The sequence below is a fragment of the Emcibacter sp. SYSU 3D8 genome, assembly GCF_039655875.1.
Classification (GTDB): Bacteria; Pseudomonadota; Alphaproteobacteria; order SMXS01; family SMXS01; genus RI-34.
The window spans coordinates 313,483-326,496 of the sequence record NZ_JBBYXK010000001.1; the positions used below are offsets into that span (position 1 = coordinate 313,483).

General features: G+C 60.3%; 14 protein-coding genes. 7 read left to right on the forward strand and 7 right to left on the reverse strand.

What is annotated here, in order from left to right; genetic code table 11:
* Positions 1 to 213: 213 nt before the first annotated feature.
* Genes WJU21_RS01595 through WJU21_RS01615 form a run of 5 tightly spaced genes read left to right on the forward strand, consistent with a single transcriptional unit; the run spans position 214 to position 4,954 of the window.
* A complete protein-coding gene (locus WJU21_RS01595) occupies positions 214 to 1,032 on the forward strand; it encodes a hypothetical protein (RefSeq protein WP_346321627.1) in 819 nt (272 codons plus the stop codon).
* The gene (locus WJU21_RS01600) at positions 1,029 to 2,429 is read left to right on the forward strand and encodes a hypothetical protein (RefSeq protein WP_346321628.1); all 1,401 of its coding nucleotides are present in this window, start codon (positions 1,029 to 1,031) and stop codon (positions 2,427 to 2,429) included. Before WJU21_RS01595 ends, WJU21_RS01600 begins: the two co-directional genes overlap by 4 nt.
* A 51-nt stretch (positions 2,430 to 2,480) precedes the next feature.
* The gene (locus tag WJU21_RS01605) at positions 2,481 to 3,101 is read left to right on the forward strand and encodes a nitroreductase family protein (RefSeq protein ID WP_346321629.1); all 621 of its coding nucleotides are present in this window, start codon (positions 2,481 to 2,483) and stop codon (positions 3,099 to 3,101) included.
* Positions 3,101 to 4,552 carry an AMP-binding protein gene (locus WJU21_RS01610; RefSeq protein ID WP_346321630.1) on the forward strand — a complete coding sequence of 484 codons (1,452 nt, stop codon included), beginning with the start codon at positions 3,101 to 3,103 and terminating at the stop codon, positions 4,550 to 4,552. The genes WJU21_RS01605 and WJU21_RS01610 overlap by 1 nt, the downstream gene beginning before the upstream one ends.
* A gap of 18 nt (positions 4,553 to 4,570) precedes the next feature.
* A complete protein-coding gene (locus tag WJU21_RS01615) occupies positions 4,571 to 4,954 on the forward strand; it encodes a VOC family protein (RefSeq protein WP_346321631.1) in 384 nt (127 codons plus the stop codon).
* Between the two features lie 318 nt (positions 4,955 to 5,272).
* On the opposite strand, the gene WJU21_RS01620 is transcribed toward WJU21_RS01615, so the two are convergent.
* Both WJU21_RS01620 and WJU21_RS01625 read right to left on the reverse strand, forming a co-directional pair.
* Complete coding sequence (locus tag WJU21_RS01620) at positions 5,273 to 6,061, reverse strand: DUF4437 domain-containing protein (RefSeq protein WP_346321632.1); 789 nt, start codon at positions 6,059 to 6,061, stop codon at positions 5,273 to 5,275.
* A 559-nt stretch (positions 6,062 to 6,620) separates the two neighbouring features.
* Entirely contained in the window at positions 6,621 to 7,208 is a 588-nt protein-coding gene (locus WJU21_RS01625; protein WP_346321633.1) for a hypothetical protein, read from the reverse strand.
* A gap of 338 nt (positions 7,209 to 7,546) precedes the next feature.
* Between WJU21_RS01625 and WJU21_RS01630 the strand changes: the two genes are divergently transcribed.
* On the forward strand, positions 7,547 to 8,074 hold the full coding sequence (locus WJU21_RS01630; protein WP_346321634.1) for a transglutaminase-like cysteine peptidase: 528 nt from the start codon (positions 7,547 to 7,549) through the stop codon (positions 8,072 to 8,074).
* Positions 8,067 to 8,678 carry an HD domain-containing phosphohydrolase gene (locus WJU21_RS01635; protein WP_346321635.1) on the forward strand — a complete coding sequence of 204 codons (612 nt, stop codon included), beginning with the start codon at positions 8,067 to 8,069 and terminating at the stop codon, positions 8,676 to 8,678. Before WJU21_RS01630 ends, WJU21_RS01635 begins: the two co-directional genes overlap by 8 nt.
* 1,302 nt (positions 8,679 to 9,980) lie before the next feature.
* Here WJU21_RS01635 and WJU21_RS01640 read toward each other — a convergent pair.
* The 5 genes from WJU21_RS01640 to WJU21_RS01660 all read right to left on the reverse strand — a co-directional run bounded on the left by WJU21_RS01640 (position 9,981) and on the right by WJU21_RS01660 (position 12,971).
* A complete protein-coding gene (locus WJU21_RS01640) occupies positions 9,981 to 10,730 on the reverse strand; it encodes a hypothetical protein (RefSeq protein ID WP_346321636.1) in 750 nt (249 codons plus the stop codon).
* Between the two features lie 79 nt (positions 10,731 to 10,809).
* Positions 10,810 to 11,046, reverse strand: coding sequence for a hypothetical protein (locus WJU21_RS01645; RefSeq protein WP_346321637.1), 237 nt, complete (start codon positions 11,044 to 11,046; stop codon positions 10,810 to 10,812).
* The gene (locus tag WJU21_RS01650) at positions 11,043 to 11,204 is read right to left on the reverse strand and encodes a hypothetical protein (protein ID WP_346321638.1); all 162 of its coding nucleotides are present in this window, start codon (positions 11,202 to 11,204) and stop codon (positions 11,043 to 11,045) included. Before WJU21_RS01650 ends, WJU21_RS01645 begins: the two co-directional genes overlap by 4 nt.
* 241 nt (positions 11,205 to 11,445) lie before the next feature.
* Positions 11,446 to 11,670, reverse strand: a complete 225-nt coding sequence (locus WJU21_RS01655) for a helix-turn-helix domain-containing protein (protein WP_346321639.1) — start codon at positions 11,668 to 11,670, stop codon at positions 11,446 to 11,448.
* Between the two features lie 119 nt (positions 11,671 to 11,789).
* A complete protein-coding gene (locus tag WJU21_RS01660) occupies positions 11,790 to 12,971 on the reverse strand; it encodes an integrase arm-type DNA-binding domain-containing protein (RefSeq protein WP_346321640.1) in 1,182 nt (393 codons plus the stop codon).
* Positions 12,972 to 13,014 lie beyond the last annotated feature (43 nt).

The following is a 13,014-nucleotide window of genomic DNA, read 5'->3' on the forward strand; positions in this document are numbered from 1 at the left end:
CCCCGGGTCCGATGCCATGCACCGGAGAAGCCGGATGCGCTGCTGCGATATCCGCCAGGTATCACCGCGACGCTCAAGTAACAATCGAGCCACCCTTGAGGATCGAGGAAAACCCGCATAGCATCTGTTGGCGGACGGCCCGGTTCGTCAGGCACATGCGCCGCTCTATTCTTCCGCCATCGCGGAATTTGGCCGAGGGGGCCGATGTAATTGATGGCCATGGTCTCGACATTTCTCACTCATGACAGCGGCAGACCGTTGACCGCCGGGATCATCGCTGACCGGCGCCACACATCCACCCCCGACCCCATGGATATTCACAGTCTGGCCCAACTCGCCAGACCGGATGCGGATGCGTGTGCCTATGGCAAGCTGGTGATGCTCGACAGGTTCGGTATCTGGACATTTCAGGCAACCTCAGGCGGCACGGCGGCGCGGGTTTTCTGCGGCAACTCCACTGCGGCGGCGATCGCCAGCCTTGGCGGAAGCGGCATCGTTCGGACAAAGGTGCATGGCGCCGCGGCGCTCCCCTGTGACGTTGCGGCACAGATCGACGGCGCGGCGGTGTCACAGACCTGGCATGTGCCGGCCACCACGCCGGAAGAACGGTCATGGCACGGTCGCCGTGTCGTCCTCGTGCCCGCGCTCAACGATTACGCGCTGGTGTTTGGCGGATTGCCCGCCGGTCTCAGGCCCGAATCCGCCCGACGCGAGTTGCTGGGCGACGATCCTGCCTGCAAACTCGCTATCATCAGCGGCAGACATGGCGATGCAATCGTCGAATTCCACAATGCCAACGGCCAGCATGGCGGCGCGCCGCAAACCGGCCTGGCCACCATCGCCCTGGCAGCGCGCTGGGTGCCGTGGCTGGAAGATTGCTTTGCGGACGGTATGCTGTCCTATCCGACCCGGGCGGGAATACGCCGGGCCAGGCTGCCATCGACGACGACCGATACCGGCGGCCGGATCGCGGTCGCGATGCCGACCGTGTCTGTGGAACTCAAGCCCCTCATAATGGAGCAGGTGGCATGAGACCTGATCGGCACCGATTCATCCGCAATATTTTTTCCGGCATGAACGATATCGAAGAATGGCGGCTGGGCGACGCCGCGTTGGCGGCGGCGAAGGGCTATCCGCGGCACTATTCCGCCGACCTGATCGACGATTATGGAATCATCTTTGCCGACCTTGTGCTCGATTCCGCCACCGGAATGTTGGCCTGCCATGAAGTGAACGGCCCCAACGCCGTCGGATCAGACGCCTTGACCGGCGACAGCAGTTTGCGGGCAGACAACGAGGCGCGCCAGACGATTCGGCGCGCCCGCGAACTCGGCTACCTTCGCGCCGACGGCACGTTGACCCGACCCGTGGCCACCGTTCATGCGCACCAGCACTGGAAATTCTTCCGCACCGGGGGCGAGTTCTATCCCCGCGTGGACCTGTTCGCCGAGACACTGGACCGCATGTTGCCGGGGATCGCCGTATCGACACATGCCGCCACCGACGCCCTGGACGACGCACCCGTCGCCGTGGTCATGGGCGATGTGCCGTCCATCGCGGCGCATGTGGACATCAATCCGGCCACGCGGCAACTCGAATATCGCGGCCGGCCGTTGATCTTCATGGGCAATCCCAACCTGTTGTCCGAGTTGACAAGGATCGGCACATTGCAGCGCGATGACAGGCGGATGGCCGAGGCCGATTTGCGAGTTCTCCACGCGTGGCGTCTTGCGGGGACCTTCCACGACAAGTGCCTGCAGCAACGTCTGCTCACCGGCACCGGCATTCGGCCACTGCGTCACTTCTCGGCACAGTCCCGGGACGAGGCGTTGGCCAAGACCCGTGTCATGCTGGAGCATGGTCCTGTCGTTCTGAAGCCCAGCGACACAAGCGGCGGCACCGGTGTACATGTTGCCGTGCCCGAGATGGGCGAGGACGCTATCGTCGGCCGCATTGACGCACTGCTGGCGGACTGCCTGGCAAAATACGGCGAGAACACAGAAGCGACCATATTTCCGATAGGTGGTTTTGAGTTCGTCCGCTCGACCGGCTATCCCATGGCGGACGGCGACCATCTGTGGGATCTCCGCTTCGCGGTGCTGTTCGAGCCGGGCAGGGCACAGGCGTTTCCCGTATCGCTCCGCTTCTCACCTCAGCCTTTTGACCCGGGCACCTTCCATCTGAACCGCGACCAGTGGATTTCCAATGTCAGCGGCCGTCGGGATACGCTGCTGAAGTCGGGCATGGATGACGACGTGCTGCACGCGGTCGGGATGACCGCTGAACGGGTCGAGGAGGCCATGCAGGCCTGCCTCCGCTGGACGATCAAGGCGTGGGACTGGTCGGCGCGGGATGGCGCTGGCGTGTACGAGGATGCCTGCGAGGAGCGGAGCGATTCGTTTTATCCGGTTGAAAAGTTTTTGGCATAAAGTCGGGTGTCTGGCGTCGGCAACCTCGATGAAACATTCAGGAACCTGCTGGTGAACAACCGACTGGACACCCGCTATCCGGTGCTTCCGGCCATCCTCGAGCGATGGAGCCCCCGTAGTTTCGCCGGTCGCCAACCGGAAGCCCACAAGCTGCAGAGCATGTTCGAGGCTGCAAGGCTGGCGCCCTCGGCCCATAACACACAACCATCGCGGTTCCTGCTCGGCCGCAAGGGCGGCATGGCGTACGAGAAGCTGTTCACGTGCCTCGACCCTCACAACAGGGAATGGGCCCATTGCGTGCCGGTGCTGGTACTGGCTTCGGTGATGCGCCGGCGCTTCAGCCAGGTGAAGGCCGACTTCGTGCCTTATCCCCATTGCATGCATGATCTGGGACTCTCGGTCATGTCGTTCATGCTCCAGGGTCAGCATCTGGGTCTGCATTGCCATCCAATGGCGGCGTTCGATCCTGAGAAGGCCCAACGTGACTTCGACATCCCGCCATTGTTTGCACCGGGAATCATAATCGCGGTCGGCTACCTGGGCGATCCGGGCGCGCTGCCACCTGACCTGCGCGTCAGGGAGACCGGACCGCGTACCCGCCGTCCGCTCGAGGAGATCGTTTTCGAGGAAGCCTGGGGACAATCCTCATCCTTGTTCGCGGGACAGGACTGATGGACGCCCTGGAACGCGAATTGAAGGAGCACAGTCGCTGGCGGTTGAAACCTGAATTCGCCAATTTTCGGGCATATGACGAACTCCTGAAAAATGAATTCCTTGCGCCTGCCGAGCACCAGATCAGGATGGCGCGGGCCGTACAGGGGATCGTCGCATTTGCAACCGCAGGTACGCCCTATTATGCGTCGCTGTTCAAGCGGCTGGGCCTGACTTGCAGGCACATCGAGACACCCGAAGATCTTGCGAAGCTACCCACGCTGACCAAACACGATCTGCTCGAGTATTCGAGCCAGATGGCTGCCCCGCGTCTCCCGCCCGGCGAACAGCTTTACGGTGGCACGAAGTCCTCCGGGACCACGGGACGCCCAGTGTCCGTGCTGCACACATTCAAGAGTTCTGCCATGTTTGGCCTCCTGCGGCAACGTACGGCCAGGTGGCACGGGCTGCACCCGATGGAAGCCCGCATCGACGTGCGGCCACGGCTGGATTTGCAAGCCACGCGCGAGGGCCTGCAGATTGGCGATGGTGGATATTCCGTAGCGTCGCAATGGAACCATCTCGGTCTTCACTTCCATACGGGCCCAGAATACGGCATCGCGGTTTCGACGCCCATGGAACGCCAGGTCGAACTGCTCCAGCAATTGCGCCCAGCCTACGCCACCACCTTTCCCGGTGTCTTCGAGGAATGGCTGCTCGCCAATTCGGGCCAGAAGCCTGTCGACAGCCTGAAGGCCATTGTCGGGATCGGCTCGCAGCTGACGCCGTCGCTACGCGCCCGGCTGGAGCAATATTATGGCTGCCCTGTGCACATGTCATACGGGCTGAACGAGATCGGCAAGGTCGCGACCCGTTGCGCGGCCGGCCGCTATCATGTGAATAGTGAATTATGCCTTGTACAGATCACCCGTGGCGACGGCAGTGCGTGCGCGCCGGGCGAGGTGGGCCACATTCTGGTAACCGGTCTCAACAATGTGGCCCAGCCGCTGATCCGATACGATACGGGCGACCTTGCCGAGGCAATGGACGGACCCTGTCCGTGCGGCCGCACGCTGCCAGTGTTCGGCGATATTGCGGGCCGGTACAGGAGCTATGCGGACCTGCCCTCGGGTTCGCGCGAGCGGGTCCGCGCCATACGCAACGCCATCGAGCGCCAGGCGCCGGAGGATCTCCGGTTTCTGCGGCGCTACCAGCTTCACCAGGATTTACAGAACCGTTTTACCCTGAGGCTGCGTATTGTCAGCCCTATTCCCGGCGCCTTCCGCCAGGAGATGCTGCGGGCGTGGGAGCCGGTGATGGGCTCGCCGCCTTCGCCTCTGGCCATCACCGAGGTCGACGAAATCGCCGCCGCACCGAGCGGCAAGCTCATCGATTTCCTGTCGGATTTTCATACGGATTGGAGCCTGGCGCTTCGGCCCGGCGCGCCCGCGCCGGCACCATCGGACGCCTGAACCACGCGGAGACTCACGATGGCCAAGTTGCGGCATATCGCCCTTATTGTTGAAGACCCCGAGGCATCTGCCCGGTTCTTCGCCGCCGCATTCGGCATGAAGCGCACGGGCGAGGCCCGCTGCGGCTGTCATATGAGCGACGGGGTCATGACTGTGGCATTGCTGAAGAAGGAGACACCCGAGGAACGGCTTGGCATCGACCACTTCGGTCTGTGGGTCGATGACCTGGATAGCGCCCGTCAGCAGGCTATCGCGGCAGGAGCGGTATCGATGGGGTCATCGCCGCCCGGCGACAAGGCGTTCTACGAAGCCAAGTTCCTGTCGCCCGACGGCATCGTCTTCGACCTGTCCCATACGGGCTGGCCCGGCGCCGCCAAGATGGCGGGGCCTGACGGCGACTGAATCTGCAGCCGGGCCGGATAGCCCTATGGAAGTGCTACCGACTCCAGAGGAAGAAGCAGAGATTCAGAAAACCGAGAGCGACGGCGAACAGGGATATTCCGATCGCCAGGTTTACCCGCTTTGCTGACGGGTCGTCGGGCGGTGTGAGTAACGGCATATGATCATTCTCCCTCCATGGAATCGTGCCCCCAAAAGACCGATCCATGACACGAAACTATGACATGACGAGGAAGAGTTTGCCTACTCAAACAAGGCCGTGACGCGTCGCACGGGGCGAACCGGCCGGGCTGCTCGACGTGGCAGTGGCGGGTTCCAGCCTCACGACCGGATCAGATCGTATTTTCCCTCGGTGCGGATGTAGAAGACGCAGTCCCGCTCCGCCTTGCAGGTAATCCGGCGGCCCCGGTCGTCAGCGGCGCCGAAATAACTGCCGGGCACCAGGTCCGCCGACCTGTCCTGGCCCGGAATATCAAGCGTGACTTCACCGCGGATCGTCACGGCGTGAATCTGGGCGCCGTTTCCGCGCAGTTCTCCTCGGAAGCCGGCCGGGAGCTTCAGGAAGGTCCCGTTCATCTCGTTCGCCGCAGTGCCGCCCCAAAGGAACGCCATTTGCGGTCCTTCGTCCTGCTGTATCCATGTCACATCGGAGGCCTCAAGCCAGACGATGTTGCCAGACTCCAGATTGATGGAGTGCTCGTCACTTTCGAAGGCCTCCTCTGATGGCTGAACCAGATACGGGCCTTGGAGAATCTCCAGGAAGATCGACGCGCCGGTCTCGGCCGCGGCTGAGGTGACGTGGTCTTTGCCCGCGGGCTGCGTCCAGAACGACCCTGGACCCATCCACATGTTCGCGGCATCGGGATCGTCATTGTGCACGGCTCCCTCGATCACGACGGCACGGTAGGTAATGTTGTGGATGTGCGGCGGCGACGAAAAGCCTGCTCCGAATTCAATGATCGCGCCGGTCGGCACGTCGTCTCGGAGATCGCCCCACAGTACGCCCGCCTGCGGGCTGGCGTTTCCGCGAGCCGGGTTAAGCGGCTGGAACGAAACATCGGGGCGCAGCACCACATCGGTTTTGGCGTCTGCAGTGCCACCCGCAACCACGACGCATGCCAGGCCAAGGATGAGCGCGGATCGGATCATGGGACTTTCCTACCAGTTGCATTGACGGTCGCACCAGCCAACGTTCGGGCGCGCTCTCGCGCGGGGAACCGGCGAGGTGGCCGGTCGCATCATCCAGACGTCCGATACTCGAGCGCTTGCCTTCCGCCAAGAACCGCAGCCTAGGTCCGCACAGGTGGCAAATGGCGGATGGGGTGTCCGTAGAACCATGCCTATCAATCCATTGAATTATATAAATATATTATATTAGGATTTGCCTTGTCCCCACATCTGTCCCCACATTGCGTACCGATGCAGGCTTAGAACGAGTGGATCTCAAGCAATGCATGGCGGCGCCAGAATTGGGAAAAATTTTCATGCGTGGCGCTGAATCGATACTTCCATTTCCTGCAGGAAGGTGCCCCCGGGTGGGCGTAGGTCTATGCCACGGGTCCCCTCCAGCGAATTTCTAGGTTCTTCAACCCCTCAATCACCTGCGGATGGCTGACGCGCACCGCCTTTCCAGTGGTAGCGAATTGCGACCGTTTCGTTTCGCACCGGATCAACGCTGGCGACCGTTGCCACCGATGCCTGCCGCCTTCATGTGCCCGCCCAGCACCTCTAACTGCTGCATCATATTGACTGTTACAGCCGCATCGAGCCGTTCGAATTTGTCCAGATGCCTGTCATAGGTTCGTTGCCACATGCCTTTGGGGCGCGGCAATCCCCTATCCCAACCGGGTTCGCCGCCTAGCTTCTGTTGCAGCTTGAACAGCTTCGCCAGTGTTCTGTCACTGCTGGAAACGCGTTGCGAGCGATAGCCCAGCCCCCAGGCTTCGCGGCTGAGGAACTTGTCGCCTCCAGGGGGCAGGTGCAGTTTCAGCACTCGCTTATTGGTCTGTGGACAGAGCATCCACCAGCGTCGCCCGCCGTAGTTCGGCCGGGTGCAGGTGAGGGAAATGCGTTGTTTTACTGAGCGCGGTTCGCTCCCATAGGGAGTGCAGGTGAACCGCAGTTCCATCCACGGATAGTCCGGTTCCCACATGCCGTAGGAGTACCCGATGGAGCTTGTCTGTTGGCCGTTGGTCGACCAGGTAATGGTGCCCGAACCACCCCCGCCGTCCTGTATCCAGCCGCGCCGCATCATCATGGGCAGGCTGAGGGTTAGCCCGCTCTCAATCGTCGGCCTGCCCCCGCGTCGGCCTGAGTTCCACCCACCCATTGCGCCCTCGGATTTTCCTAAAATTATAGTGAATTGACTTGTGTTGGCCTTCAGGCCCAGATTGATTTTATGATACGATACAAGATGTCATGAAGCCTTCGCTTGTCGGCTATTGTTTTTTTTGCTGCACGGTCCTTCTAGGCGTTTCATCGGTTCATGCTGCGTCCGACACGGCGAGCAGCGAAGACAAATGGCAACCTCCCAGTTACCCTAGCTCGTCAATCCTTCTCGAAAACCAAGGTGCGTCGCCTAGACTCCTATCGGTCTTGGAACGATATCAGGTTCTGAAGGGGCAAAATTTCGACGGATTTCCCCTATACGCCATCGAGAGTTGGCAATACGCCATCACACAAGGCGAGAATATGAAATCGGTGTCGCAGCTCGTTTCTCTCAACGCCAGCATCAATCAGGTGCCTTACCGATCTCGAAGCAACAGGATAGATGACCTACAGTGGCCCACCCCGCTGGAGTTCATCACTTCTGGAGGTGAATGCATTGGCTATGCCATCGCCAAATTCCTCGCGCTGAGGGAGAGCGGGTGGCTTAGAAGCACAACGCTGATTGTTGTCGGACGCTTGCTCGACGATACCCCTCATGCCGTTGTGGTCGTGAGGAGCCTGCAAGATTCCGAATGGTTCCAGTTGGACAATCGCACTGATGCAATTGTTCCAACCCGGCATGTTAACAATTTCATCCCGTTCTTCGCCCTCTCCGACACCTTCATCTGGATTTACAAGCACGACGAATCTAAGAGCCCAGCCCCGTCATTAGATCGCGGGGGCGGCCATGAATAAAGTTGCCACGAGTGTTCACAACTGCCTAATCGCGCTTGAGGAGATGCGTTCCGCCACGTTGCGGAACCACGACGCCGGTGTAGCCGCCATATGCGCCGCCCTGTGCCGGGGAATGGGAATTCAATCAGGTCTTGCGGTTAAGCTATCATTCGCCGCAGGCATGCATGATATCGGGAAGGTCGTCATCCCGGACGCCATAATTAACAAACCCGCGCCGCTCAACACCACAGAACAGAAGGTGATGCGGCGGCATCCGATGATGGGTTTCAATATTCTTCGTAATTTCGGAGATGATGCCCTCAAACTGGCGGCGAATGCTGCACTTTACCACCACGAATGCTGGGACGGTTCGGGCTACCCGACGAGACTTTCGGGAACGGCGATTCCGCTGGAGGCGCGCATCGTCGCAATCTGTGACGTCTACCATGCCTTGCGGGAGCCACGGTCATATCGCGCTGCGCTATCTCATGATGATGTGATGGGCATGATCTTGGGCGGTGACGGTTCTGACCGCCTTCATCCGGGAAAGTTCGACCCGGCGGTACTGGATAGTTTCCGTGCGAGCGCCCACGGCATCCAAGACGCTTTTGAGTCCACGCTCTGAAAATCAGCGGCGAGCGTAGTTAGGGGTGGCGCGGAGCCCCACCGGCTGGACACTCTGGCCATGTGCCTGCCTTTGTGGTTGAAAATTGGTGAGTATTACCTGCAAGCCAATTGGCCAAGGCTGCAGCGTACTATCGAGGGTATCCCCCGGATACTTGCAGCAGCCCCACGGGTCCCCTCTCAACATTCAATTCCCTCCAGTCAATCGCCGCGCCGCCTCCCCAATATTCTTAGACGTGCCACATCACTTCCCGATGATGCTGCCACCTGGTTCTGGCTTATCCAGTCCCAGCGCCGCTGCGGAGTTCCCTGGCACGCCTTTCAGGATGTGCTTCCCACAAATTCGTCAGATGTGTCTCTGTAGCAGCATGAGCTGGTGTTGACGTACCGCAATACGCGTCGCATAGGTTGTTCCAGCCTTGTTTGGTTTGCCAGGGACACGCTTCAACCAACGCCGCCGCATCGGGTCAAGGCGAACATCTGGTGAAAGGTATACGAGGTTTCAGGCCAACCAGGCCGACAGCACTGCAATCAGCCATATGGCGCCCAAGCTCACGAGGGCTATCAATACGAGGCTCCGTGGCTGCCGCCGGCTCGGCATCAAGACATAGACGCCGAGAACAGTGGGACGTGGATGGAATTGCCGACGCCTCAAACTTCTTGCCGCGTCACTTGTTTTCAACTGGCGCATCGGATTTGCCTCCCAATTGCACGAACAACTGTGCCCTTGGAATTGTTCCGAGTCCGTGACGGTGAATAATCATTCACCGCTGCAGCGCCCTGCTCAAGGCACCCACTTTGCTCATAGCGGCTCCACCTGCCCGTCAGGGTGGCGGATTAGAGCCGCTACAAAAGGCGACGCCCTCCATGAGGGGGCTCGCGGAGGGCGTCGAGGCTTGAAGGTGAGGGGGTGAGCCAAACCTTCTATATCACCGTTCGCCTAAAACATTTCGGCATGCAAACAGAAACCATTCACTGATGACTGTATCACACGAATGTGATGGTTTTCAGGGTGTCACCTACATCAATGCTTCCGTGCCTCCTCCCCAATGTTCTCAGAGGCGCCGCACCGTTTCCCCACGATACGCTGCTAGGCAATCCCCTACCGGATTTGCTCTGAGGCGGATATTTTACATCACCCGCTGTGTTAATCTGCCATTCACATTTGGCGGCTTAAACAGTGTGCATTCGACGACACCCCTCCCGTCGAGTACACCGTTCAGATTGAGCGGCAGAGACAGTGTTCACTCGACGGTCCCCTCCCGCCGAATGGATGACAGCAGCAAACTTTGGGCCGTGAGCGTTAGCTTGCGGCCCATTGTTTTTGTGCAACCAGCCTCGCTGTAGGTCCGATATTCTGAGATGTTGCAACTCGCTTGCCGACGATGCGTCCGCCCGGTTCCAGCTTATCCAGCCCCAGCGCCGCTGCAGAGTCCGCTGAGACGCCTTTCAGGATGTAGGCTACTGCTTCCCCCAAATTGACCAGATAAGCATCAGTGACCGCCTGAGCCACCGCCAACGCGCCGCCGATACTCTTGGTCCTGATAGTGCCTGCTGCATAGGGCCGCCCGGTGATGTTCCGAAGCCAGCGCCGCTGCATCCTGACCAGCGGGTAGTCTGCAGGGATGTGAACCAGGATGTGAACATGGCTGCCTTTGCCGGCGCCGTTCTCGCGCGCCCATGCCCAGGCAATGCGCCCACCCTGTTTTGCCACACAGTCGCCCATTAATTTGAGATAGCGGCCCGTTGCCCATGCCGCCCGTCTATCCGGGATACCCGTCGTCTCCCAGTGAATGGTGATGTGCCGGTTAAAGGGCAGGCCAACCCTGATGGCGTGCCGCGCCGCCTCGATGATGTTGGTGGCCTGTTTCAGCGTCAGGGCATGACTTACACGGTCGCCTCGGTTGCGAGCGCCGCCCCATGTCTGGCGGGCAGGGGAGGGAGATGGCACCCCACCTAAGGTCTTAGTATAAATAGCAAGGTCCGTGCCAGTTTCGGTGACTGGCGGATTGCCGCCACTTCCGGGCACAGCGCGTGAGCGGGAAAACGCCAAATTGCGCCCCCTTTCGCAAGTTTCAAGATTGCGGAATAAAAAGGGGGAGCGACCGTTTCCAGCCGCTCCCCGATTGCAGTTAGGGCGTGCCTTCCGCCTCGCTGGCGCCGTCCCCGGATAACCAGCTTGCCACGCCATCCATCAGGTCAGGCAATCGCTCCAGCGGGATAGTGCAGCCCTCCCGCGTCGGCTTGAAGGCTTCGCCGTCCCAGTACCACTTTCGCCAGTTCAGGAACGTGTGGCCATTGTGCGTAGCGACTTCGAGGCGCCACACGTTGCCGCGATGGCTATGCTCGAACAGAACCACGCCGCTCATGGCGAATGCTCCAGGATCGAGACAGGCGAGCGCAGCACATATCGACCGTGCCAGCCTCCGTCATGCGGTTCATGCACCATGTCGATGGCAAGGCCGTACTCACGCCGCAGCGTGTGAACATAGGCACCCAGGCGATAGGCCCAGGTGGCTACCTCCATTGCAGTGACACCTTTCGAGCCAACCGCCGTAAGCGCCAGCAGCGCCTTGGCAACCTGGCCAGTGACGATAAACGTCGAGCCATTCGCGATTGCCGTGACCGCTGCCCGCTTTTTGCGGGTAGCAATCAGGGCCGAAGGTGTGTCAACATTCGGTGTCGATGAGGGAGCTTCATTCTCGACGACGGTATACGCCCCTGGCACTGTTGGCGCAGTGCTGGGGGTACTTATGTTTGGAGGCATGTCACACCTCCAGATTTTCAGCAAAGGCCTTAACACTCTCAATGCGTATCAGCCGTCGCCGTCCAATGGAGACGGTTTCAAGTTGGCCGGCAGCAATGAGCTCATAGGTTTTAGACCTGCCGAGACCCAAGGCCTTTGCCGCCTCACTAATCGAACACAGGATTGGTTGCAAAATTATTCCTCCGTGCTGTTGCTGACATCCGTGGCGAAATTTGGGGTCAACCACGGACCACCATAATAATGTGCGGACAGCGGAAAGACGCCAAAAATTGTGGTGCTTGGCCTTTTTTTGTTCTCCAATATCTAGTATCGCGGCTTAAGCTAGAGCGGGGCGTCCCCACTCGGCTACCTTGTGACCGTCAACGGCAAGACATTCACCGGCGCGCCAGTGCTGAATCGCCCCCAAGCCTCCATCATCGACCGCCGCTTCTCTAAAAATTCAGTGCGCCGATATGCGGCCTCAACCTTGTTCGGAATGGCATGGGCGAGCGCGGCCTCTGCCACTTCACCGGGAAAGCTGGTTTCCTCTGCCGCCCAATCACGGAACGCGGAGCGGAAGCCGTGAACCGTGAATGGCAACTCCATATCCCGAAGCACCTTCAACAGCGTCATGTCCGATAGCGGTCGCCCCGGCTTCTGCCCATAGAACACGAGTTCGCTACCCTTGAGGCGGAGGGCAGCCGCGCGCTTGAATACCTCTACAGTGGCCGGGGACAGGGGAACGGTGTGGGCCTTTCCCGCCTTCATTCGTTTACCTGGGATGGTCCACAAGGCAGTGTCCAGGTCGATCTCGTCCCATGTCGCACCGCGTATCTCGCCCGAGCGCGCAGCCGTCAGAATCAGCGCCTCCAGCGCCAGCCGCCCCATGCTGTCACGCTCGCGCAGTTTCTCCAGAAAGTCAGGAACGTCTGAATAGGGCATGGCCTCGAACCGGCCAGTCTTTCGCGGTTGGCGCGGCAAACCCTTGGTGACCGAGCGCATGGGCGCTTCCTGCGTACGCCAGCCCTTGGAATAGGCATAGTCCAGCACCGCGCCGATACGCTGGCGCACCCGCCGCGCCGTTTCCGGCTTCTCCAGCCATATGTTGGCCAGTACATCCCGAACCATGCGGCCCTCGATAGCCTCAACGCTCATGTCGCCTATGGCCGGGAAGGCGTAGGTTTCGAGGGTCGCCAGCCATTGGGCCTGATGCTTCCCGTTCTTCCAGCCGCGTTTGTGTTCCTTGTGAACGGCTTTTGCAGCCTCCCGGAATGTGGGGACACGCTCGCGCTGCTTCTGCTTCTCCGCCACCGGGTCCGCGCCCTGGCGAACCTGTTTGCGAATCTCGCCCGCCTTTTCCCGAGCATCGGCCAGCGAAACGTCTTTCAGCGAGCCCAGGCCAAACTCTCGCCGCTTTCCGTCATGCTGAATCCGAAGAAGCCAACTCTTTGAGCCGCCGTCCTTCACGTTCAACATCAAGCCGTCGCCATCGGAATAGCGGCCTGGCTCTTTCAGCGCCCGAACCTGAGTGGCATTCAGGTTTCCCATCACCCAACCTCATTCGTCCCCACACCTGTCCCCACATAGTTGG